Annotated in this window: 17 protein-coding genes; 14 read left to right on the top strand and 3 right to left on the bottom strand. The window is 66.1% G+C overall.

Features of this window, described 5'->3' with window-relative positions; genetic code table 11:
* Positions 1 to 192: 192 nt before the first annotated feature.
* Positions 193 to 1,269, bottom strand: a complete 1,077-nt coding sequence (locus N4261_RS15935; RefSeq protein ID WP_261756270.1) for an IS256 family transposase — start codon at positions 1,267 to 1,269, stop codon at positions 193 to 195.
* On the opposite strand from N4261_RS15935, the gene N4261_RS26150 reads away from it, so the two are divergent.
* The 6 genes from N4261_RS26150 (at position 1,219) to N4261_RS15910 (ending at position 8,817) form a co-directional block, all read left to right on the top strand.
* Positions 1,219 to 1,653 carry a polymorphic toxin type 50 domain-containing protein gene (locus tag N4261_RS26150; RefSeq protein WP_354005370.1) on the top strand — a complete coding sequence of 145 codons (435 nt, stop codon included), beginning with the start codon at positions 1,219 to 1,221 and terminating at the stop codon, positions 1,651 to 1,653. The two genes, N4261_RS15935 and N4261_RS26150, sit on opposite strands and share 51 nt — an antisense overlap.
* On the top strand, positions 1,583 to 1,948 hold the full coding sequence (locus N4261_RS15930) for a MafI2 family immunity protein (protein WP_261756269.1): 366 nt from the start codon (positions 1,583 to 1,585) through the stop codon (positions 1,946 to 1,948). Before N4261_RS26150 ends, N4261_RS15930 begins: the two co-directional genes overlap by 71 nt.
* A 701-nt stretch (positions 1,949 to 2,649) precedes the next feature.
* On the top strand, positions 2,650 to 4,941 hold the full coding sequence (locus N4261_RS15925; protein WP_261756268.1) for a di-heme oxidoreductase family protein: 2,292 nt from the start codon (positions 2,650 to 2,652) through the stop codon (positions 4,939 to 4,941).
* 201 nt (positions 4,942 to 5,142) lie between these two features.
* Positions 5,143 to 6,450, top strand: a complete 1,308-nt coding sequence (locus N4261_RS15920) for a glycosyltransferase (RefSeq protein WP_261756267.1) — start codon at positions 5,143 to 5,145, stop codon at positions 6,448 to 6,450.
* Positions 6,451 to 6,662: 212 nt separating this feature from the next.
* A complete protein-coding gene (locus tag N4261_RS15915) occupies positions 6,663 to 7,904 on the top strand; it encodes an aminotransferase class V-fold PLP-dependent enzyme (RefSeq protein WP_261756266.1) in 1,242 nt (413 codons plus the stop codon).
* On the top strand, positions 7,891 to 8,817 hold the full coding sequence (locus N4261_RS15910; RefSeq protein ID WP_261756265.1) for a glycosyltransferase: 927 nt from the start codon (positions 7,891 to 7,893) through the stop codon (positions 8,815 to 8,817). Before N4261_RS15915 ends, N4261_RS15910 begins: the two co-directional genes overlap by 14 nt.
* Before the next feature lie 75 nt (positions 8,818 to 8,892).
* Here N4261_RS15910 and N4261_RS15905 read toward each other — a convergent pair whose 3' ends face one another.
* Positions 8,893 to 9,468, bottom strand: coding sequence for a mechanosensitive ion channel family protein (locus N4261_RS15905; protein WP_261756264.1), 576 nt, complete (start codon positions 9,466 to 9,468; stop codon positions 8,893 to 8,895).
* 193 nt (positions 9,469 to 9,661) lie between these two features.
* Here N4261_RS15905 and N4261_RS15900 point away from each other — a divergent pair, with 193 nt between their 5' ends.
* From N4261_RS15900 to N4261_RS15870, 7 genes are all read left to right on the top strand, one after another.
* Positions 9,662 to 10,042 (top strand): nuclear transport factor 2 family protein, encoded by a 381-nt coding sequence (locus N4261_RS15900; RefSeq protein ID WP_261756263.1) that lies wholly within the window; start codon positions 9,662 to 9,664, stop codon positions 10,040 to 10,042.
* A gap of 99 nt (positions 10,043 to 10,141) precedes the next feature.
* On the top strand, positions 10,142 to 11,131 hold the full coding sequence (locus N4261_RS15895; protein WP_261756262.1) for a LacI family DNA-binding transcriptional regulator: 990 nt from the start codon (positions 10,142 to 10,144) through the stop codon (positions 11,129 to 11,131).
* Positions 11,132 to 11,183: 52 nt separating this feature from the next.
* Positions 11,184 to 12,410 carry an AGE family epimerase/isomerase gene (locus N4261_RS15890; RefSeq protein ID WP_261756261.1) on the top strand — a complete coding sequence of 409 codons (1,227 nt, stop codon included), beginning with the start codon at positions 11,184 to 11,186 and terminating at the stop codon, positions 12,408 to 12,410.
* 156 nt (positions 12,411 to 12,566) lie between these two features.
* A complete protein-coding gene (locus N4261_RS15885) occupies positions 12,567 to 13,835 on the top strand; it encodes an ABC transporter substrate-binding protein (protein WP_435531934.1) in 1,269 nt (422 codons plus the stop codon).
* Positions 13,836 to 14,619: 784 nt separating this feature from the next.
* Entirely contained in the window at positions 14,620 to 16,437 is a 1,818-nt protein-coding gene (locus N4261_RS15880) for a M4 family metallopeptidase (RefSeq protein ID WP_290428824.1), read from the top strand.
* A gap of 77 nt (positions 16,438 to 16,514) precedes the next feature.
* Positions 16,515 to 18,101, top strand: coding sequence for a M20/M25/M40 family metallo-hydrolase (locus tag N4261_RS15875; RefSeq protein WP_261756260.1), 1,587 nt, complete (start codon positions 16,515 to 16,517; stop codon positions 18,099 to 18,101).
* Positions 18,102 to 18,374: 273 nt separating this feature from the next.
* Positions 18,375 to 18,893: a DUF2867 domain-containing protein gene (locus N4261_RS15870; protein WP_261756259.1), complete on the top strand. Its 519-nt coding sequence runs from the start codon at positions 18,375 to 18,377 to the stop codon at positions 18,891 to 18,893.
* A 149-nt stretch (positions 18,894 to 19,042) separates the two neighbouring features.
* Here the strand turns inward: N4261_RS15870 and N4261_RS15865 are convergent, their stop codons facing one another.
* Positions 19,043 to 19,666, bottom strand: coding sequence for a PAS domain-containing protein (locus N4261_RS15865; protein ID WP_261756258.1), 624 nt, complete (start codon positions 19,664 to 19,666; stop codon positions 19,043 to 19,045).
* 290 nt (positions 19,667 to 19,956) lie between these two features.
* Here N4261_RS15865 and N4261_RS15860 point away from each other — a divergent pair, with 290 nt between their 5' ends.
* Entirely contained in the window at positions 19,957 to 23,022 is a 3,066-nt protein-coding gene (locus tag N4261_RS15860; RefSeq protein ID WP_261756257.1) for a hybrid sensor histidine kinase/response regulator, read from the top strand.
* The last annotated feature ends 19 nt before the right edge of the window (positions 23,023 to 23,041 follow it).

Here is a 23,041-nt window from a genome sequence, read left to right as displayed (position 1 = left end):
GGATTGGCGATAAGGCTGCTGGCGCGGGGCTTGACTGCAACTGCGGCTGGCGGGTCTGCATTTCGGCCGACCCGTCCGCCCGCCTCTTGGCGTGTGTGAAGTGATGGACGGCGCTGGGCCTGTCCGAATTTCCGTGTGTAAGGCACATTGAGCCTTCACTGAATTCGTGAAGCGCATCGAGATCTTACGGGTCTATCTCGTGAATCGATCTTCGTAGAGGATCGCGAACTGGTTCATCGCCGATTTCCAGTTGTGGGCCGCCCGCCCCCAGTCTTCGGTGATGTTTCGCAGCGCCAGCCAGATGAGCTTGGTGGCGGCATCGTCACTGGGGAAGTGGCCCCGGGTCTTGATGATCTTGCGCAGTCGCGCATTGATGCTCTCGATGGCGTTGGTCGTGTAGATCACCCGCCTGACCTCCGGCGGGAACGCGAAAAACGGGATGACTTTGTCCCAGGCCCGCCGCCAGGCGCTGACGACGGTGGGGAACTTGCGCCCCCAGTCGCCAGCTTCAAACTCGTCCAGCGCGGCCTGGGCCGCCTCGGCACTCACGGCCTGGTAAATCGGCTTGATCGCTGTGGCCAGCGCCTTGCGATCCTTCCAGCTGGCAAAGTCCAGACTGTTGCGGATCAAGTGGACGATGCAGGTCTGCAAGGTCGTGGCCGGGCACACCGCGCCCAGCGCCTCAGGCATGCCCTTGAGCCCGTCGGTGACCGCAATCAGGATGTCGTTGACCCCGCGCGTCTTCAGGTCGTTGAAGACCTTCATCCAGAACTTGGCGCCCTCGGTGTTCTCGATCCAGATGCCCAGGATGTCGCGCGTGCCGTCCGGCAGCACCCCCAGCGCCAAGTACACAGCCTTGGAGCGCACGACCGCGTCCTCCCGGATCTTCACGCGCAGCGCGTCGAAGAACACCACCGGGTACATCGATTCCAGCGGCCGGGTCTGCCAGGCCGTGACCTCGCTGATCACCTCGTCCGTGACCCGGCTGATGAGGTCCGGGGAGACATCCACCGAGTACATCTCGGCGAGATAGCCCTGAATCTCGCGCACCGTCATTCCGCGCGCGTACATCGCAATGATCTTGTCGTCGAACCCGGTGAAGCGGCGCTCGTGCTTGCCAATGATCTGCGGCTCAAAGCTGCCTTCCCGGTCGCGCGGCACGTCGATGCGCAGCGCGCCGACATCCGTCACGACCGTCTTGGACCCCTTGCCGTTGCGGTGATTGTCATTGGATTGACTGGAGGTACGGTGCTGGGTGCATTGCTCCACTCGGCGTCCAAATCAGACGGAGATAAGAGTGATGCTGATGGTGGAAAGGGTAGCCAGGGTGAAGGGAAGTCAGGGCCGAAAATTGAAGAAGGAAAGCAGGGGAAACATGTGCCGGGGCACAATAATTTCCAGCCAGGGAAAAGTGAGCTTACGCACCCAGACCCTCAGGGCCTTGTAGATAAGGGGGCAGGGACGGGGCGGCAAGTTGGCGCAACGCCTGTCGGGCAACCTGGGTCTAAAGAAGTCGTTGACTTCGGCGAGGTGATCGGTAATCACGTAGATGGCGCGACCGGTGTCAAGAGTCCGACCACCAATGGGACGATTCATCAAAGCGGTAAAGGAGTTCACATTGTTCCCGCACGGCCAAATAAATCAAATGAATGAAATAAGTTTGCGAGTCAGTGTTCTACTCTCGGTTCAGCGAGCCCTTTTGGGGGCTATTTCTCCGAGAGTTCGAGCTGTGCTGTGCAGTTGGGAGGCTGCAGCTATCAAGGTTCGTGCTGTTTTCGATGGGCCTGTGGCTGACTCAGACGTAGAGTCAATGAGCATTGTTGAGACGGAGCTTGTTTCTGATTTTCCAGATTTTGATGTTGGTGTACTGTGCGTGCGCATTGATGGGGGTGGCTCTATTTGTTTGGAACTTGGTGAGGTTTTTGTGTTTCGACGAAAGGAGGATTAAATATTTGGATGGAATTCGTGAAATTCGGGGTCAGGTCTTGAATCTGAACCCCTGATACCCGTCCTCATCTTGTTCAAGGCGAACAAGTACCTTTGACTTCACGGCGTTAGGGTTGGCTTCCATCTGTCTTCTCTCGAGGATGTGGCTTTGGAGGTGCGTCAAGAATTCTGTGTTTGAGCCGCCTCTACTAGGCTACGAGGCCATCCATGCGGAACAGATAACCACGTAACGCGCCGGAGAGCACTGCCCCGACGCAGTCGATTCGCACCAGCGCTCAGGGGCTGCGAAATCCATCGACAGGTCGGTGGGTGATCTGGTCCAGCGAGTCCTTCCCACCTCACCCACCCGTAACTCTCCGGTCCCAATCGTTTCTTTCGTAACATATTGATCGTTAAATCAAGTCGGGAGACTTGATCGCGAGCAGCCGCATCTTCGCCGATCAGCGCTCATCGACCGCCCTCTGCCGCGTTTTCGGTCCTGCATCCAGGAAGTCGATGACAGCCCAGCCCCCCGTGTCCCTCCTTTGACCCATTGAAACCCTTTCGATTTGGTTCAGACCGAAAGTTGTCTGCAATCGATTGAACGGATAGAACCCGTCCCGCGCAATGCAGTGCATGGATTGAGCTCAATACCGCGCCCAGCGATTCCGGCTCAATTCATTGTTCTGTCATTTCCTTGGGAGTCATAAAACAAAAGCCATCATGAAGAACAAAGCCAGGACGTCAGGGTTGGGTCGTGCGGCGAGAGACAGTGCAGTGGTGCTCACCACCGCGCTGCTGCTCGGCGCCTGTGGCGGCGGTAAGACCTCCGCGGGTGATGGGACGACGCTCCCACCCGTCGCGGTCACCCCGCCTGACAGCGGCGCCTCGGCGCAGACGCCAGGTCGGCTGGATGCCGATGTGCCCGATGTGGTGCCGCTCTTCGCCAGCAACACGCCGGTGACCGAGCAGATCCAGTACACCGAAGCCGACGGCACCTTGGTGACGCTCATCGGCTTCCGCCCCACCGCCCGCCATGCGCGTGAAGGCGGGGAAGAGTGGACCGATCCGGTCGATCGCGGCCCCGGCAACTACCTGGCGTTTCCCCCGTTCTATTTCCAGAACCGCACCTTCGGTCTGGTCATTCGCGATGAAGTGCCCGCAGGCCGTCAACGCATCACCGCGTATCTGAAGCCGAACAATGGCACCCTGATCGACAACAGCTTCAATGCATTCCGTCGATTGGACCCTGGCGTCATTGAATACGGCTGGAAGCTCGGCGTGGGGTTCGACCATCCAAAGGATGGGACACGGCGTTGCAATCCGTCGGAGAAGATCGAAGAGCTGTGCATTGCCACGCAGATCATCACCGACTACTGGCGATTCGATGACGACCGGCAGTACCAAGGCATCACCACGCGGCTCGATAACAAGCTGCGCATCGGCGACAAGGTCGAAATGACCGCGGGCGTGTTCCTGGACCACCTGCCCGGTACCGCCATCGCCCTGATCGACGGCGGTCAGTCGCGGGACTATTCGCTCGAGCAGATGTATGTGGTGGGGAAGGGCGTCGTGCCCTGGTATGGCATCGCGCCCAAGCTCGACACCACACCGCTGCCCGACGACGCCTTGCTCGGCGGCCTGGCCAGCGTGTCCTACAACTACTCGGAGGAGCCGCATCGGCTGTTCCAGCAGTCGGTGGGCAACATCGGTATCGCCAACATGCAGCGCTTCGTGGAGGGCCGTCGCCTGTTCCACACCTCCTTCCAGGACGGGCGTCATTCGGAGAACGCCGACGTCAATCCGACGTTCACGGCCCATGCCGGCCAGCAAGGCCCGCGCTACAACGAAGTGCGCTGCTTCGCTTGCCATCAGATGAATGGGCGCAGTCCGGCGGCCGAGATCGGCGCGCGCCTGAATCGCTTTGCCGTGCTGACCGCAGCCGCCAGCACCTCGGCCGGCATCACGCCGGATGCGACCTATGGGCTGAATGTGCAGCAGATCGCGTCGTCGGCGGACGAGCCCGATCGTGCGGTGAGCATCAGCGGTTACGAGACCACCGTCCGGACTTTGCCGGATGGCGAAAAGATCGAACTGCGCAAGCCGGTCTATGCCTTCAAGGGCCCCACGCCGGCTCAATACTCGGTGCGGCAGGCCATGCAGGTGATGGGCGTCGGGCTGCTGGAAGCGATCGACGAAAACACCATCCTGGCGTTCGCGGATCCGGATGATCGGGATGCCGACGGCGTGCGCGGCGTGCCGAACTGGGCGGTGGATCCCGAAACGGGCAAGCGCCATCTGGGCCGCTTTGGCTGGAAGGCGGGCAAGGCGTCGGTGCGCCATCAGGCGGCCGAGGCCTTCCTGCTCGACATGGCGGTGACCACGCCCGCGTTTCGCAACTTGAGCTGCCAACGCGGCGCGACTGATTGCAAGACGGCGACGGCAACGCCTGCGGTGTCGGCCGCCGAGCTCGATCGCATTGCCAGCTACCTGCGACTGCTGGGCGTGCCCGCGCAGCGCAAGTACGCCAGCGGCTATACCGACGGCACGGTGACGCCGCCGGAGCATCGCATCACCGAGACCGATCGGACAGCGATTCAGCGCGGCAGCGAGCTGTTTGCGCAGGCGCGCTGCACCGCCTGCCATCGTGCGGAACTCAAGACCGGTGGCAGCCATCCGTTCCAGGAATTGCGCCACCAAACGATCCGCCCGTTCACCGACCTGCTGCTGCACGACATGGGCGCCGAGATGGCCGATGGCCTCACCGAAGGCCAGGCGAGTCCGAGCCAATGGCGAACCCAGCCGCTGTGGGGCTTGGGATCGCTCAAGTATGTGCAGAAGGGCACCGGCTTCGCGGATGCCTCGACCGTGCGCTATCTGCATGACGGCCGCGCCCGCAGCCTGGCAGAGGCCGTCGCCTGGCACGGCGGCGAGGCGGCGAAGAGCCGCAGCTTGTTCGAGTCGATGTCCAAGGCCGATCGCGACGCCGTGTTCACCTTCCTCGAGTCGCTTTGACGCCATCGCGGCGCCGTCCCTCCGAGACGGCGCCGTGCGGACCCCGTTCAGAGAAGGCGAGTCCTCATCCCCCGCACTGCTGCGGGGTGGGGCTGCGCTGATGTGGTGAGCCGCTGATCGGCTCGCCGGGGAATCTCCGAGCCGCGTCTCGGACCGTTCGGCGCAGTGGCGCCGTGATCGCTCAACCTCATCAGGACCACCATGGCCCATATCGTTGTTGCCGCCACGCCGTTTCAAGGCCACGTCGGCCCCTTGCTGGCCATTTCCGCCGATCTGGTGCGGCGAGGCCATCAGGTCGTGTTTTCAACCGGAGAGCGCTTTGTCCAGCAGGTGTCGGCCACCGGCGTACGCTATGACCGATTGCCCGCCGCCTGCGATTTCGATGACCGTCACATGGAGGCGGTCTTCCCGGAGAGCGCCCTGGTGCGCATCGGGCCGGAGATGCACAAGTTCTTCTGGCACCGGGTGTTCGTGGATGCCGTGCCGGCGCAGTACCGGCATCTGCTCGCGCTGGTCCGCGATCACGGCGCGGATCTGATCATTCATGACACCGTTTTCCTCGGCGCCTTGCCCTTCGCGATGGACACAGCGGCGGGTGGCCCCAAGACCGTCGGCATCGGCGTGCTACCGCCTACGCTGCTGAGCGACGACACGCCGCCATTCGGCCCCGGCATTCCGTACACGCCCGGCGAAGCGGGGCGGGCGCGTCATCGCGCCTTGAATGACGAAACGCTGGAAATCTATGCCGACCTGCAGGCCCATGCGGCGGCGGTCTTCGAATCCATCGGTTTCACGCTGCCGGATTTCGTCTTCACCTCAGCCGTCACCGTGCCGGACCACTACCTGCAGCTGACGATTCCCGGCTTCGAATATCCGCGGCCGACGGCGCCAGCGTCGTTCCGCATGGTCGGCGCATTGCGGCAGTTGGAGTCGCCCATGCCTCACCGGCCGGACTGGTGGGATGAGCTCTCGCAGCGTCCCGTGGTGGTGGTGACGCAGGGCACCCTGGCCAATGAGCATCTGACCGATCTGATCCTGCCCACGGTGCTGGCGCTGGCCGATCTGGACGTCACCGTGATCGCCGTCACCGCGCGCGCCGACGGGCCCGACGAGCTGCGGGAGCTGCTCGGCAATCAGGTGCCGGCCAATGCCCGGTTGGAAGGCTATGTGCCGTTCAACGAGCTGTTGCCGCATGCCGCGGTGATGGTCACCAACGGCGGCTATGGCGGCGTCAATACGGCCTTGCGCAATGGCATTCCGCTGGTCGTGGCCGGAGACTCGGAGGACAAGCCCGAGGTGGCCGCGCGCGTTCAATGGACCGGCACCGGCATTGACCTGCGCACCGGCACGCCCGATGCGCCCGCCGTGCGCGAGGCCGTGGTGGCCGTGCTGGCGGATTCGCGCTACCGCGAGCGGGCCCGGCAACTCAGCGAAGAATATGGCCGCTACGACCCGTTCGACGCGCTGGCCACGCTGGTCGATGAGATCGCCGAAGCGAGGCGGTCGTGACGGGCGCCGGCACGCGCGTCCTCGGGCCGGCGCTCGACAGGGCGGGGCATGCCCTCTCACAACCCAGTGCGCCAGCGCCGGTGCCGTCTCGTCCGCAGTTTGATAGACCGTCTCACACGCCGTCTCACGCGTCGTCTGAGGCGCCGTCTGATGAGCTGTCTGATGAGCTGTCTGATACGCCGTCTCGCGCGCAGTTCGCCGCACAGGCCTCCTTGACTGCCGCTGCGGCCGGCGATTGGCTGACCGCGCTCAATGAACGGCTCGATCGGCTCCGGGCGGCAGAGCCGTTCAAGCTGGGCTATCCCGGCTGGTCGGCGGCCTTTCCGCCCGAGCTGATGGCGTTCTTCTCGCATGAGCTCAACAACTACGGCGATCCGGAGGAGGATCCCGTCTTCGATTGGCACACCAAGGACCTGGAGCGAGAGCTGGTCGATGCATTCGCCACGCTCTTCGCCGCCACGCCGTCGCAGCGTTGGGGCTATGTGACCTCCGGCGGCAGCGAGGGCATCATGGTCGGCTTGTGGTGCGCGCGCACCCGGCTGCCGCGAGCGCGGGTCTACCACTCGACCGCCGCGCATTCCTGCGTCGCCCGGACCGCCCGCCTGCTAGGGTTGCAGCCCGTCGCCATCGCCACCGATGCGCGGGGCGAAATGGATGACTTCGCGCTGGAGCGGCAGTTGCGGGCCGATGGCGCGTCGGCCGCGATCGTCGTGGCCACCATCGGCACCACGCTCACCGAAGCGGTGGACGATGTGCCGAAGATTCGCCGCGCGCTGCAGCGGGCGGGCGTCGATGCCGCCTATCTGCATGCCGACGCCGCCTTCGCCGGCATTCCGCTGGCGCTGAATGCGGGCGGCGAGGTGCCCTTCGGCTTGAATCATTGCGGCGTGGACAGCCTCTCATTCAGCGGACACAAGTTTCTCGGGGTGCCGTTCCCGTGCGGTCTGGTGATGGCGCGCGATCCACAGGCCACCGTGGGGGTCGCGCACGAGGCGAGACCCCTGACGGACGACGCCACCCACGCTCCCCACGCCGCCCACGTCACCCACCCGCACGCTTCGGCCGAGGACGAACCCGTGCGCATGTGCGGCGCGCCCGACCTGGTCAGCAGTTCCCGCAGCGGTCATGCCGCATTGGCGCTGTGGTTCCAGTGGCGTCGATTCGGCATGGGTGGGCTGCGCGACCTGGCGCAGCGGTGCCGCCAACTGGCTGAGCGGGCCGAGCAGCAATTGAATCGCGCCGGCTGGGAGGCCTGGCGCAGTCATCCGGACGCCTTGACCGTGGTGTTCCGGACGCCGCCGGCCGAGGTGCTTCGTCGATGGCCGATGCCGGCCGTGGGTGGCCTGAGCCACATCGTGTGCACGCCCGGGGTGACCGCCGAGCGCGTGAATCAGTTTGTCGCGGCCTTGTCTGCCGCTGTCCAACGAAAGGATGAGCGCTGTGAACAGCCCTGAAACCTGCAGTGTGGTGATTCCGACCTACAACCGAGCCCGTCTGCTCAAGCACACGCTCGATTCCCTGGTCGCCCAGCGGCTGGACCGGTCGCGCTTCGAGGTGCTGGTGGTCGACGATGGCTCCAGCGACGACACCGCCGCGGTGGTCGACGCTTTCCGTGATCGCCTGACCGTGTCCTACTTCTTCCAGGAGGACCTGGGCTTTCGGGTGGCCAAGGCGCGCAACCTCGGCATTGCCCATGCCACCGGCGACATCTGCGTCTTCGTCGATTCCAGCGTGCTGCTGCATCCGGACTGCCTGAGCGCGCACTTGGCCACGCATGCCAGCTCGTCGACACCGGCTGCGGTGGTCGGCTATGTCTACGGCTTCACCTTGGACGACAGCTCGTCCGACGAGATCGTCGCCGCCGTCGATTTCAACGATCTGGGTGGCAGCGTCGACAGGCTGCATCAGGCCGGTCTACTGGATTTCCGCGAGGCCTTCTACGACAAGTACGGGGACCACTTCGGCGACCTGCCGGCCCCCTGGGTGATCTACTGGACCTGCAACGTGTCCGCCCGCACTGAACAGATCCGGGCCGTCGGCGGCTTCGATGAACAGCTGCAGTCCTGGGGCGGCGAGGACATCGATCTGGGCTACCGCCTGCATCAGGACGGCGCGCGCTTCCTGCTCAGCCGGCAGGCCAGCACCATCCACTATCCGCATCCGAAGAGCCAGGGCGGCAACATGAAGTCGTCCTACCTCAACTACCGCACGATCGCAGAGAAATACGACACGCCGATCACCCAGCTGCTGCTGCCGCTGCCCACGATCAATCCGTTCAATATGAACGACGTGATCCGGCTGCTGCAACTGCCTTCGTGCGCTGAGTTCAAGGCCAGTCAGGCGGGGGGCGTGTTCGGTACGCCGTGATCCGGTGATCGGCGCGGCGCGGTCGGTGCAACGCACTCCGCGTGAGCCGAGCGCATGGCCGCGCGGGCAAGAGGCTCAGCTCGCGTTGCCGTGCCAGCGTCGCAACACGCGCTGGAAGAACAGGCTGTTGGGCAGTTGCAGGCTGGTGCCGTGCTGGGTATCACCGGTCTCTTGCAGCGTGGTGTAGACCAGGTTGATCTCCGCCACACGGCCCTTGATGCCGGGCTTGTCGCCGCTCTCCAGCAGCTCCACCACATCACCGACCCGGAAGGCCCGGGTGGTGAAGATCAGCAGCGCGCAGAACAGGTTGGACAGCACGCTCCAGGCCGCGAAGAAGGCGACCGCACCCACGGTGGCAAAGCCGGTGAAGGCGGTCCACAGCACGGCGCCGGAGACGCCCAGCCGCTCCAGCGCCCAAAGCAGGGCACCGCCGTACACGACAAATCCGATCACCCGCAGCGACAGGTCCACCATCCGCATCGGCAGCGCGTAGGTGCGGCTGAGTTTGCGCAGCGCCTTGCGGGCCAGGCGCATGCTGAGCCAGGCGCCCAGGATGATCAGCACCACTTGCGCGGTCGGGATCAGGATGTCGAGCCATTCGGCGGCCCAGTCGGGCAGGTAATCGTGGAATGACTGGATGACTTTTTTCATGGTGCGAGGTGGAGGCACGCGATCGTCGCGCCCTGGGATCGCCGCCACTTTACCAACGCTCTGGTGACTGGCCTGGGAGGGGGCGGCGAGTGTGCGGTGAGTGGCCTCGGGCGGCGACCTCTGACGCCATGCAGTCGAGGCTCGAGGGTGCGGTAACCTGCGCCGCGTGCCCATGTCCCACGACGGAGTTCCCTTGATCCACGAGACCCTGGTCCAGACACTGTCCCGATTGGAGGCGGATCTCCATCGCCCCGAGCTGCGTGGCGATGCGGTGCGACTGAATGCGCTGCTGCATCCAGACTTCGAGGAAGTCGGCCGGTCCGGTCGCCATTGGTCGCGTGCGGACATCCTGGCGATGATGCTGAGCGAGACCGTGCCCGTGGAGGTGGTCGCAGACGGCTACGCGGCGGTGGTGCTGCAGCCCGGCGCTGCGTTGCTGACTTATCGAGCGGCGCATCGCCTGGCCGACGGCAGCCTGGCGCGCCACACGCTGCGCGCCTCGGTCTGGTTGCAGACGCAAGGCCGATGGCAGATGCGCTATCACCAGGGCACGGCCGCGGCCAACCCTTGGTGAACCGGACACAGGCTGTTTCCTAAACAGCACTAAACACGCGATGAAAATGGCGCAACTGGGTTGACCCCATCCGGGGCCACTTGAAGAATCGCCCCACCCATGAGCACCGTCACCATTCGCGACATTGCCAAGGCCTCGGGCCTGTCCATCGGCACCGTGTCCCGCGGCCTGCGCAACCAGACCGGCCTGTCCGACGACACGCGCCAGATCGTGCGCGAGCTGGCCCTGCGCATGGGTTATGACTTCGGCCAACTGCGCACCCACAAGATCCGCCGGATCGGCTTCCTGCTGCACAGCCAGCACAACACCTTGCCGTCGAGCCCGTTCTTCTCGTCGGTGCTGCATGGCGCCGAGCAGATGTGCCGTCGCGACGGCCTGACGCTGTCGTTCATCGTCGCCGGACCGGCCGAACCCGTGGTGGACCAGCGTCGCGTCCATCAACTGGACGCCTTTCTCTGCGCTGGCTATTTCGAGCCCGAGATCCTCGATGCCCTGCGGCAGACCGGCAAGCCCATGGTGCTGGTGGACATGCACCGCCGGGGCATCACCTCGGTGAACCCGGACCATCAACGCGGCAGCTTCCTGGCCACCAGCCATCTGCTGCGTAGCGGACGCCGACGCATCGCATTGATCTCCGGCTCGCCGGCGCATTACAGCCTGGAACAGCGGGCGCGGGGCTACCGCCGTGCCCTGTTCGAAGCCCAGATCCAGGCCGATCCCGACCTGGAAGTCATCGCGCCCCAATTGGGCGACGGCGACGCCGGCGTGGCCGCCGCCATGCGCAGCCTGCTCGGCATGAAGAAGCGGCCCGATGCGGTGGTCTGCTTCAACGACAGCGCCGCCCTGGTCGCCATGCAGCTCTGCCTGAGCGAGGGCTTCCGGATCCCGCAGGACATCGCCGTCATCGGCTTCGACGATATCACCGGCGCCTCGGTCGCCCATCCACCGCTGAGCACCGTGCGGGTGGACAAGGAAGCGCTGGGCGCCCGCGGCGTGGAGCTGTTGCTCCATCCGCCCGGCCAGGAACCGCAGGAGCTGATCATGCCGGTCGATCTGATCGTGCGCGACAGCACCAGCAGCAACGATTGAGATCCGCGATCTCACCCACCGCCTTCCGGCACCCTTGCACCACCGTCGACTCATGCCCCATCTGCCCGACTTCCGCTCCCCGGCCGTGCTGCTGGCCCACGCCAAGCACACGATGGATTTCTACCATCCGCGCAGCATCGACCCCAGCGGTGGCTTCTTCCATTTCTTCAAGGACGATGGCACGGTCTATGACGCGCAGCAGCGGCATCTGGTCAGCAGCACGCGATTCGTCTTCACCTATGCGATGGCCTTCCGCCGCTTCGGTGATCCGGCCTATCAGGCGGGCGTGCGCCACGGGGTGCGCTTTCTGCGCGAGGCCCATTTCGACCGCACCCACGGCGGCTATGCCTGGCTGCTGCGCTGGCGCAACGGCCAGGCCGAGGTGATCGACGGCACCCGCCACGCCTACGGCCTGGCCTTCGTGCTACTGGCCTATGCCCATGCGGTGATGGCCGGCGTGGAGGAGGCACGGCCCTGGATGGCCGAGACCTTTGCGCTGATGGAGCAGCGCTTCTGGAGCGAATCCGCCGGCCTGTATGCCGATGAGGCCAGCGCCGACTGGCAGGTGCTCTCGCCGTATCGCGGCCAGAACGCCAACATGCATGCCTGCGAGGCGCTGCTGGCAGCCTTCCAGGCCTCCGGCGAGACACACTACCTGGAACGGGCGGCGCTGCTGGCCCGGCACATCACCGTGCGGCAGGCCCAGCGCTGCGACGGGCTGATCTGGGAACACTACGACGCGCACTGGCAGCCGGACTGGCTGTTCAACCGCCACGACCCGGCCAACCTCTTCCGACCCTGGGGCTACCAGCCCGGCCACTTCACCGAATGGTCCAAGCTGCTGCTGCAGCTCGAAGCGCAAAGCCATCACCTGGATCAGGATCTGAGCTGGACCCTGCCGACCGCGGCGCAGCTCTTCCGCGTGGCGGTGCGGCGTGGCTGGGATGCCGAGCATGGCGGCCTGTGCTATTCGCTGGCGCCCGACCTGACCGTCTGCGACGCGGACAAGTACTTCTGGGTGCAGGCCGAAAGCGCCGTCGCGGCCGCGCTGCTGGCCCGCCGTACCGGAGACAAGCTCTACTGGGATTGGTACGAGCGCCTGTGGGCCTACAGCTGGACCCATTTCGTCGATCACGAGCACGGCGCCTGGTACCGCATCCTCGACCATCAGAACCGCAAGCTCAGTGACGAGAAGAGCCCGGCCGGCAAGGTCGACTATCACACCATGGGCGCGGCCTACGACATCGTCGACGTGCTGAAGGACGTCCCCGCCGCCTGACGGGCGACCCATCCGCCTCGCGCGCGGACCTTGAAACGGCGCCATGCCCCCGGCGCCATCAGCCTGGCCTGGGACCTTGCCGTCCCGGGCGGGCGAGGGGGCACGCAAGCGCATCACTACAGCCACCTCAGGTGGCATGACCCACGGAGACAAACCATGAACACGACAATCCGAAGCCGCCGCCACCTGCTGGGCTGTGCGGTGATCACGATGCTGCTGGGCAGCGCCGGTGCGGCCCAGGCCGGTGATCTGGAAGTGCTGCACTGGTGGACCAGCGGCGGCGAGGCCAAGGCCATCTCGGGCCTGAAGGACACGCTGCAGGCCAAGGGCCATCGCTGGAAGGACTTCGCCGTGGCCGGCGGAGCGGGCGATGCGGCGATGACGGTGCTCAAGACGCGGGCCATGTCCGGCAATGCACCCACGGCCGCGCAGATCAAGGGACCGCTGCTGCAGGACTGGGCCCGCGAAGGCATGCTCTCCAACATCGACGACGTGGCCAAGGCCGAGCGCTGGGATGAGCAGCTGCAACCGGTCATCAGCAACATCGTCAAGTATCAGGGGCACTACATTGCCGCGCCGGTGAATGTGCACCGCGTGAACTGGCTCTGGATCAATCCGGAAGTGATGCGCAAGGCCGGCGTGAAGACGCCGACCACCTGGGATGAATTCTTTGCCGCCGCCGAGACGCTGAAGAAGGCGGGCGTGATTCCGCTGGCGCATGGTGGTCAATCCTGGCAGGACTTCACCACCTTCGAGACGGTGGTGTTGGGCACCGGCGGCCCCGACTTCTACCGCAAGGCGCTGGTGCAACTGGATCCGGCCAGTCTGAAGAGCCCGACGATGGAAAAGTCCCTGCAGACCTTCCGCCGGCTCAAGGCCTACACCGACCGCAACGCAGGCGGCCGCGACTGGAACCTGGCCACCGCCATGGTCATGAAGGGCGAGGCGGCCATGCAACTCATGGGCGACTGGGCCAAGGGTGAGTTCCTGAACGCCGGCAAGGTCGCGGGCAAGGACTTCCTGTGCGTGCCGGCGCCCGGCACCAGCAAGGGCTACACCTTCAACGTCGACTCCTTCGCGATGTTCAAGGTCAAGGGCGAGGCCAACCAGCAGGCCCAGCGCGACCTGGCCACCGCCATCATGTCGCCGGCGGTGCAGGAGTCGTTCAACCTGGAAAAGGGCTCGATCCCGGTGCGCAAGGGCGTGAACCTGTCGCGCTATGACGATTGCGCCAAGGCCTCCGCCACCGACTTCGCCGAAGCCGGCAAGTCCAACACGCTGCTGCCGTCAATTGCCCATGGCATGGCGGTCTCGGCGGCGGTGGAAGGCGCGATGAAGGACGTGGTCAGCCAGTACTGGAACAGCGACCAGATCACGCCTGCCCAGGCGATGGATCGACTGGTCGCGGCGGCCAAGGCGCAGTAAGAGGCTGGCGGCGGAAAGGGGGCGCGGGCGCAGGACCGACCCCCTTTTCAGTCACCCGTCCGGTCGCTTTTACGGTCGCGTTTGCGGTCGCTGTTGCGGTCGCTGTTGCGGTCGCCCTCGCGGCCATCTGTTCCGCAGCGTCGATGCCAGTTTGCGGGTGTTCAGTCTCACGAGCTTGTCATCAACGCCCGCGACACTCCCAAGCAAGGCGGTCATTCGGCCATGGCTTGATCCATCAGCCCATTGATCGCCTGATCCATCGACGCATCGATCCATCGATCGGTGCCATGTCGATAAGAGGTGTGGCCTCCTAAGGTCCACCGTGGTGTGTGCGTCCGCGCCACACCGGGCGCGCAGAATGCCCCAGAAAAAGGGCACACGGCGGTGCAGGCGGCCCGCCAGGGGCCGACCGTTCATCGGGCCATCGCCCGATGCCGCGCATCAACCCGCATCAATGCGGGCATTGCAGCCATCCGTGCGATAGGCATGCGCATCTCCACCATTTTCAGGGTTAGCCCGGATGTCAGGACTGACAGGGTGACCTGCGGTTCTCTCGGCCTACATTCGCGCCAATCCTCGGGTAGATGACCCACCGCCAGCCCGGCCCTCCGCGCCGACGACGGGTATCCGTGGATATAAAAAGGCGGCGTCTGCCTTAGCCGCACACATCTACAGCCCGCCCCCACCCGGACGGCAAGTAGGGTGGCCGGTCTTGTCTCCACACGAGCGGGGCCTGGTCAATTCTTCGGGAGATCACCGATCTATCACGAATGAAAGAGACCTCATGAAAATGGCATCCATCCAGACCGTCCTGCGCGCCACCCTCGTTGCCGCCGCAGCCACCGCCGCCTGCCAAGTCATGGCCGCGGAACGCATCGTCCTCGACGACACCGCACCGGTGAACACCCTGCAGCGCGCGGCCAGCGCCGTGCAGGGCGGTGCCGCCTCCGCCTTGGGACTCGCCGTCAGCGACCTCCAGGCCGTGCGCAGCCAGACCTATCCGAATGGCAAGGTCGTCACCCGTCACCAGCAGTTCTACCAGGGCGTCCCGATCTGGGGCGAGGCGGTCGTCGAGCACCTCGACACCACCGCCGCTTCGGCGCGCTACTCCGGCTCGCTGGTGGCCAACATCCAGCAGGATCTGTCCACCGCGCAGCCGGGCCTGAGCTCGCAAAGCGTCCTGACCATCGCCAAAAGCGCGGTCAATGCGGCGTTGACCGAGAACGAACAGGTCAAGCTCTACATCAAGCTCAATGAGCGCAATCAGGCCCAGCTGTTCTATCTGGTGTCCTTCGTTCGGCACGACAGCCGCACCCCGAGTCGCCCGCACTTCATGATCGACGCCAACACCGGCGCCGTGCTGCAGCGCTGGGAAGGACTGGCGCATCGTGACGCCACCGGCCCTGGCGGCAACACCAAGACCGGTCGTTATGAATACGGCACCAACTATCCGGCCCTGCAGGTCAACGATTCCTGCCAGATGAACTCCGGCAATGTGATCACGGTCAACCTCAATGGCGGCACCAGTGGATCAACGCCGTTTGCCTTCACTTGCCCGCGCAATGAGTTCAAGCAGATCAACGGCGCCTACTCGCCGCTCAACGATGCCCATTTCTTCGGCAACGTGATCTTCAACATGTACCGGGACTGGTTCAATGTGCGCCCGCTCACCGGCACGCTCTACATGAAGGTGCACTACAGCACCAACTATGAGAATGCTTTCTGGGATGGCACGGCGATGAGCTTCGGCGATGGTGCCAGCCGCTTCTATCCGCTGGTGTCGCTGGACGTGTCGGCGCACGAGGTGAGCCACGGCTTCACCGAGCAGAACTCCGGCCTGGTCTATTCCGGCCAGTCGGGCGGCATGAACGAAGCGTTCTCGGACATGGCCGGTGAAGCGGCTGAGTACTATGCGCGCGGCACCAACGACTGGCTGGTGGGCAGCGAGATCTTCAAGTCCACCGGGGCCTTGCGCTACTTCGCCGATCCGACGCGTGACGGGCGCTCGATCGGCAATGCCGCCAACTACACCAGCGGCATGGATGTCCACTACTCGAGCGGCGTCTTCAACAAGGCGTTCTATCTGCTGGCCACCTCGACCGGCTGGAACACCCGCAAGGCCTTCGAGGTGATGGTGGATGCCAACCGGCTGTACTGGACCCCCAGCAGCACCTTCGCGCAGGGTGCCTGCGGCGTCGAGCGGGCCGCCACCGACCGGGGCTATGCCGTGGCCGATGTGACCCGCGCCTTTGCCAGCGTGGGCGTGAGCTGCAGCACCACGCCGCCCCCGACCGGCACCGCCCTCACCAGCGGTGTGCCGGTGACCGGCATTGCGCTGACCCGGGGCGCGACCAAGCTCTACACCATTGCGGTGCCGTCGGGTCGCACCCAGTTGAGCGTGCGCTTGTCAGGTGGCACGGGTGACGGCGACATCTATGTCCGCCGCGGCTCTGCGCCGACCACCACGTCCTACGACCGCAAGTCCGATGGCAGCACCAATGCCGAGACCATCACCATCTCGGCACCGACCGCAGGCACCTACTACATCCTGCTGAATGCCTACGCCACCGTGAGCGGCGCTTCGCTGGTCGGCACCTACTGATCCCCGTCTGACCGCCACCCCGGCGCGCCGCTTGATCGCGGCGCGCCGGGCTTCGCCTATTTCCGGAGACCACTCTCATGCGTCAATTCTTTGCCTTGACCACGTTGTGCCTGAGCCTGAGCGCGCTCACACCCGCCGCCTTTGCCGGCGAGAAGGTCTGGATCAGCCTGGGCGATGCCGCCTATGCCAAGTTGCTCAAGCACCGTCCCGCCGTCCGCTCGGTGGCCAGCGTCCTGTCCGCCCCGAGCGAGGACCAAAGCCTGTCCACCGCAGTGGCCCCCGAGGGCATCCATCTGGTGCAGGTGGATGAAGAGGTGCTGGCTTCGCTCAGCCATTCCATCCATGAGGAATTGCGCCGCTGCGGCGGCTACATGTACCACTCGACCGAAGCCGCCGGCCGCGCCTCGCTGACCCGCCACAGCCTGCCGGCCTCGGCCCGGTCGGTGGCGGCCGCGGCGGTGGCGGTGACGCGTCCGAGCTATGTGATCGACCAGCAGGCGGTGGTCACACCCATCCTGTCGCAGATGCAGGCCAGCAACATCGGCCAGACCATCGTCGATCTGTCGGGCTACACCAACCGCTACTACACCAGCAGCAGCGGCGTGAATGCATCGAACTGGCTGCGCCAGCGCTGGCTCACCCTGGCGGGCGGACGCAGCGACATCACCGTCGAGCAGTTCACCCATGCGGGATGGGCGCAGAAGTCGGTGATCGCCACCATCAAGGGCACCGACAACGGCAGCGAAGTGATCGTGCTGGGGGCCCACCTGGATTCGATCAACCAGTCCGGCGGCTCGGCCGAAACCATGCGCGCGCCGGGTGCGGACGATGATGCCTCCGGCGTGGCCAGCCTGACCGAAGTGCTGCGGGCGCTGGTGTCGGCCAACTACAAGCCACGGCGCACCATCAAGCTGATGGCGTATGCGGCCGAGGAGGTCGGCCTGCGCGGCTCGCAGGAGATCGCGGCCAGCTATGCCGCGGCCAACACCAATGTGGTGGGCGTGATGCAGCTGGACATGACCAACTACAAGGGCGCGGCCAACGACATCTACATCTTCACCGACTACACCGACAGCCTGCAGAACCAGTTCCTGACCAGCCTGATCCAGACCTACCTGCCCACGTTGAAGATTGGCTCCGATCGCTGCGGCTACGGCTGCTCCGACCATGCCTCCTGGAATGCACAAGGCTATTACGCCAGCCTGCCGTTCGAGGCGAGCTTCAGTGCGGACAACCCCTACATCCACACGGCCAACGACACCTACGCCAACATGGGCAGCCAGGCGGATCATTCGCTCAAGTTCGCCCGTCTGGCGGCCGCCTATGCGGTGGAGCTGGGCAGTGACGGACCGGGCACCGCGCCCGCGGACCGCACCGAAAACTTCAGCGGCAGCCTGACGCGCAATCAGACGCGCAGCTTCGGTCCGTTCAAGGTTGCTGCGGGCGGCAGCCTCACGGCGAGCACCACCGGCACCGGCGACATCGACCTCTATGCCCGCAGGAGCGCGGTGCCCACGACGACCACCTACACCTGCAAGTCGGACGGTTCGAGCTCGACCGAGGCCTGCACCGTCAGCATGACCACGGCGGGCGACGTGTATGTGCTGCTGTCCGGTTATGCGGCCGGCAACTATCAGCTGAAGGTCGTCTACAAGCCGCAGTGACCTGTGACAAGCGGCCGATGACCAGCGACGAGTGACGATGGGCACGCGCCGCCGTGGCGGCGTGCCCGTCGCCCTTGTCGCCTTTGGCCCTTGACGCCCAGCGCGAAGCCGACCTCGCACCGCGGTGCGGGGTCGGCTCGTTGTTGTTCGTGGCTGGGTGTGGTTTGGCTTTGGCTTGGTCTTGGTCTTCGTCTTGGTCTTGGCCGTGACGCTGCATGGCGTGGATCCGCGCGTGAGAACATCCGCCGGTTCGACTCACCGGTCCGTTCTCGCATGCCCATCAGCCGCCGTGTTTCTCCCCCGCCCCAGAGCCAGCTCGCGGCCAGCGTGGCCAGCGCGCATCTGGCCGATGCCTTCGCGATCACCCTGGCCGATCACGCACCCTCCGATGCGATGACGCTGGCCCGCGCCGCCTTGTCCGATCCGCCGCGCTGGTTTCGAGTGCTGCTGGGCCTCCGCGACGCACTGGTCCGACCCTTCGGGCTGAAGACCACTGCCGCCATGCGCGATCACCTCGCGCGCAGCGGTGTCGCGCATGTGGACATCTTTCGGGTGTTGTCGAGCACGCCGGACGAAGTGGTGTTCGGCGAGCAGGACCGGCACCTGGACTTCAAGCTCTCCATCCTGGTGCGGCCGATCGACGGCGGCGGCCGGGAGGCGGTCGCCACGACCGTGGTGCACTGCCACAACGCGCTGGGCAAGGTCTACCTCGGCCTGATCCTGCCGGGGCATGTGGTGGTGGTGCGGTCCCACCTGGCCGCAGCGGCCAAGCGGTATGGGGTGACGGCCTGACGGGGCGCGGTCTTCGTGGTCTTCATGGGTGTCGTGATCGTCCAGGCGCCTTGAGCGCGTCGACGGCGTCCGGCGTTTCAGGCTTCTCTGACGTCTGTGGCGTCTGTGGCGTCTCTGGCGTCTGTGCGGTTCCAGGCGCCTCGGACGTCTCAGGCGTTCCGCATCTCGTCCAGCTGCTGCATCGCTTCATGCAGCAGGTCGTCCACCTGCGCGAGCAGCCGATGCCGTTCGGTGTGGAGGTCGGCGTCGTGCCCCGCCGCCAGCGCGTCACCTGCACGGGGGAGCTTGAGCAGCAGGTGGAACGGCAGCGTGATCGGCAGGCCGGCCATGGCGCCTCGCGGTCCATGGGACAGGCCTTCGCGCGGGGTGGCCGGACGGTCTGTCAGGTCGATCATGACGCCGACGGCCCGCTGTGCCCGGCCTTGCGCGTCGCGCTCGACGATGCGGCCCCGGGAGTGAACGAGGCGATAGCCCGACCCGTTGCTGCGCAGCCGGAACCGGGCCTCGTAATGCGGATGCCGGTCGTTCGCATGGGCCCGCATGGCCTCCACCATGGCGGTGAGGTCATCCGGATGCACCCGGCATTGCCAGAAATGGGTGCTGTCGGCACTGTCCGGTTCGGGGAAGCCGAATCGCAGCTTCCACTGCGGCGAGTAGTGAACCGTCTCGAGCTCATGCCGGAGATCCCAGATCCCGAGCTGGCCCGCTTCGATGGCCGCGTGCAGGCGCAGGTCAACCGGGTGTCGCTGCGTGGGGAGTGTCTCGCTCGTCATGGGGGCAGGGGAGGCTGGAATTCCTTCACGTTGATGATCGCCTTGATCACCCGTGGGCTGTCCATGTGCTTGCAGTTCCGATACGGTCGGAATCTAACGGTTCGGAATGCCCTGCGCGTGGAAGGTGACGTGGCAAGGGCATTCTGAATGAGAAGAACGCCCGAATTCAAGCGATGGTGTGGCGGGACCGGTTCGCAACGGCGGATCCGCCCGCAGCCCACCGCCCGAAATCGGCGCCGACGCGTGCAGGCGCGCGATCGGCACCGGGCGACGACAAGAGGAGCGAGACGATGCCTGCAGTCCGCAGTGAGCGTCGCACCTGGTGGCGCGACCACGCCGCCTTGCGCCTGAGCGTGTTGCTCTGGGTTGGCCTGCTCGCCCTGGGCGGGCTGGCGGCCTTCGATCTCTGGCAAAGCCGGGCGTCCGCCATCCGCGCGGCAGAAGCGCAGGTCTCCAGTCTGGCGCTGGCCCTGGAGAGCTCCTTGCGCGTGCAGTTCCAGACCGCCGATCGCACCCTGACGCGGGCGGCCGAACTGTTTGCCGAAACCGACGTCCGCGGCGGTGAGGTCGCCGCCTTCTCGGCTCGCCTCGGCGACCTGGAACGGCTGGTCCCGGGGACCTCCGGCCTGCGGGGCAGCGACGAAGCCGGGCGGGTCGTCTACGGCGTCAGCGTGCCCAGCGGGGCTGCATTGAACGTGGCCGGCCGGGCCTTTTACGACGAGGCGCGCCGGGCGCCGGGTACCGTCTATGGCCTGCCGCTGCAGTCGCGCGTCACCAACAGCTGGGTCATGCCGGTCGCTCGGGCCCTGCGCCATCGCGACCAGACGTTCGGCGGCGTCGTCTACCTGAACTTCAGCATGGACGACATCGCCCAGATGTTCCGCGGGCTGCACACCGGGGCGCATGGCGCCGTCGCGCTGTTCGACAGCGATCGCCGGATCTACTGGCGCGAGCCGGCGCTGCCGCGCAAGGATGAGGAAGTGCGGCGCTTCGAAGCGCCGCAGACCCGTCAGGCGCTGGCCGAAGGGCGGCGCGAGGCCCTCTATCACACGGTCAGTTCGATCGACGGCCAGCAGCGGGTGGTGGCCATTCGCCGCATCGCGGGCAGTCCGCTGTATGTGCTGGTGAGCGCTGCCCATGACGATGCGCTGGCGGAGTGGCGCGCCCACGCGATTCAGGTGGTGGCCTATGTCATTGCCGCCATGGTGCTCACCGCCGGGCTCCACCGAATGCTGCTGCGCGCATGGCGCGCGCGGGAGGACGCCCTGCAGGCGGTCACGGCCAAGGAGTCGGAACTGGCGCAAACGGTGCAGGCCCTGGCGCAGTCCAACGTGGCGGTGGAGGCGGCGAGTCGGGCCAAGAGCACCTTCCTGGCCAACATGAGCCATGAGATCCGTACGCCGATGAATGCCATCCTCGGTTTGGCCCATCTGATGCAGCGCGATGCCACCGAGCCCCGCCAGCAGGAGCGACTGACGCAATTGCAGGCGGCGGCCGGCCACCTGCTGCAGCTGCTGAACGACATCCTCGACCTGTCCAAGGTCGAGGCCGGCAAGCTGATGCTGGAGGACATCCCGTTCGAGCGGGATGCGCTGCTCGGCGGCGCCCTGGAAATCGTGCGCCCCGCTGCGCAGGCCAAGGGGCTGGAGCTGGTGCTGGATGCCGACCACCTGCCGGCCCGGCTGCGGGGCGATCCGAAGCGGCTGTCCCAGGCCTTGATCAACCTGCTGTCCAACGCGGTGAAGTTCACCGAGCAGGGCTGGGTCTCGCTCAAGGCGCAGTTGCTGGCCGAAGACGGCGATCGGCTGCATCTGCGCTTCGAGGTCAGCGACACCGGTCCCGGGATTCCCGCCGCACAGCAGGCGGCCTTGTTCCACGCCTTCCACCAGGCCGACAGCAGCACCGCCCGGCGCTACGGTGGGACCGGCTTGGGACTGGCGCTGACCCGCAGCCTGGCGGAGCAGATGGGCGGCCAAGTGGATCTGATCAGCGCGCCGGGGCAGGGCAGCAGTTTCTCGTTCACCGCGTGGCTGCATCGCGGTGATCCGGGGCCGGCGGCGTCGTCCTCGGTGGCATTGCCTGGGCGGCGGGTGCTGGTGGTCGACGATCTGGCTGAATCGCGCGAGGCCCTGGCCGATGCCATCGGCGTGCTGGGCATGCAGGCGGACACCGCGTCCTGCGGACCCACCGCGATCGAGCGCCTGCGCAGCGAGCAGGCCGCCGGCCGCGCCTATGACCTGATCCTGCTGGACTGGCGCATGGCGCCGCTGGACGGCGCGGCGACGCTGATGGAGATGCAGCGGCAACGGCTCCTGCCCGCCACCCGCCACATCCTGATCAGCGCCCATGATGAGGCGGCCATGTGGATGGCGGCGCAGGAGGCCGGCTTCGATGCGGTGCTGGTCAAGCCGATCACACCCTCCGCCTTGTACGACGCCATGGTGCGGGTGCTGGGGCCGACGACCGGCCGGCCGTCGCCCGCCGGCGGGGCGCCTTTGGACGAGGGCCAGTGCGCCATGGCGCTGCGTGCGGACCATGCCGGCCGGCGCGTGCTGCTGGCCGAGGACAACCCGGTCAATCAGTTGGTGGCGCAGGAACTGCTGACCGATGTCGGACTGGTGGTGGACCTGGCGGCCGACGGGGCCGAGGCGGTGCGTCGTGTGGCCCAGGCGCGCTATGACCTGGTGCTGATGGACATGCAGATGCCGGGCGTCGACGGGCTGGAAGCGACCCGGCGCATCCGTGCCGCGCACGGGTCCGCATTGCCCATCCTGGCCATGACGGCGAACGCCTTCGGTGAGGACCGCCAAGCCTGCCTGGACGCCGGCATGAACGACCATGTGGCGAAGCCGGTCCATCCCGCTGTGCTGTATGCCGCGCTGTTGCGCTGGCTGCCCGCACGCGGCGCGTCGACCGGGCCCGCACCCGGCCCGTCGGTGCCGTGGACGCCCGAGCTGGCCGCAGAGCCAGCCGCAGCACCGGGCATGCGCTGGCCCCTCACGCTGGCGGAGGTGCCCGGCCTGGACCTGCCCCAGGCGCTGAGCGCGGCGGGCGGTCGGGGCGATGTCCTGCGCCGCATCGTGCAGACCTTTGTCGACACCTACCGCCATGGGTTGGCGGATCTGCCGCTGCGGCCCGATATCGACTGGGCCTCGCGCTGGCCGGCGATGGGGCATTCCCTGCATGGGGCCTGCGCGGCGATCGGCGCCGTGGAGCTGGATCGCGCCACGCTGGCCCTGCAGCACGCCGTGACCGAGTCACACGAGGCCGATCGGCTGCTGAGGCAGGCCCGCGAGCTGGACGGGGCGCTTCGGGCGCTGTGCGATCGGCTGGAACTGGCGCTGGAGGCGGTCTGAATCCGGACGTCCGGTTCAG

Origin of the sequence: Roseateles amylovorans (genome assembly GCF_025398155.2) — a bacterium.
Lineage (GTDB): Bacteria > Pseudomonadota > Gammaproteobacteria > Burkholderiales > Burkholderiaceae_C > Roseateles > Roseateles amylovorans.
The sequence above is the reverse complement of the archived record's forward strand: the minus strand, read 5'-3'. Positions and strand labels throughout refer to the sequence as shown.

What these genes read in the sequence shown, in the direction of transcription:
- N4261_RS15875 (WP_261756260.1), top strand. Translation starts at nt 16,515, where the DNA reads ATGCGTCAATTCTTTGCCTTGACCACGTTGTGCCTGAGCCTGAGCGCG.
- N4261_RS15865 (WP_261756258.1), bottom strand. Translation starts at nt 19,666, where the DNA reads ATGACGAGCGAGACACTCCCCACGCAGCGACACCCGGTTGACCTGCGC.
- N4261_RS15895 (WP_261756262.1), top strand. Translation starts at nt 10,142, where the DNA reads ATGAGCACCGTCACCATTCGCGACATTGCCAAGGCCTCGGGCCTGTCC.
- N4261_RS15890 (WP_261756261.1), top strand. Translation starts at nt 11,184, where the DNA reads ATGCCCCATCTGCCCGACTTCCGCTCCCCGGCCGTGCTGCTGGCCCAC.
- N4261_RS15930 (WP_261756269.1), top strand. Translation starts at nt 1,583, where the DNA reads ATGGGACGATTCATCAAAGCGGTAAAGGAGTTCACATTGTTCCCGCAC.
- N4261_RS15905 (WP_261756264.1), bottom strand. Translation starts at nt 9,468, where the DNA reads ATGAAAAAAGTCATCCAGTCATTCCACGATTACCTGCCCGACTGGGCC.
- N4261_RS15920 (WP_261756267.1), top strand. Translation starts at nt 5,143, where the DNA reads ATGGCCCATATCGTTGTTGCCGCCACGCCGTTTCAAGGCCACGTCGGC.
- N4261_RS15870 (WP_261756259.1), top strand. Translation starts at nt 18,375, where the DNA reads ATGCCCATCAGCCGCCGTGTTTCTCCCCCGCCCCAGAGCCAGCTCGCG.
- N4261_RS15885 (WP_435531934.1), top strand. Translation starts at nt 12,567, where the DNA reads ATGAACACGACAATCCGAAGCCGCCGCCACCTGCTGGGCTGTGCGGTG.
- N4261_RS15860 (WP_261756257.1), top strand. Translation starts at nt 19,957, where the DNA reads ATGCCTGCAGTCCGCAGTGAGCGTCGCACCTGGTGGCGCGACCACGCC.
- N4261_RS15925 (WP_261756268.1), top strand. Translation starts at nt 2,650, where the DNA reads ATGAAGAACAAAGCCAGGACGTCAGGGTTGGGTCGTGCGGCGAGAGAC.
- N4261_RS15880 (WP_290428824.1), top strand. Translation starts at nt 14,620, where the DNA reads ATGAAAATGGCATCCATCCAGACCGTCCTGCGCGCCACCCTCGTTGCC.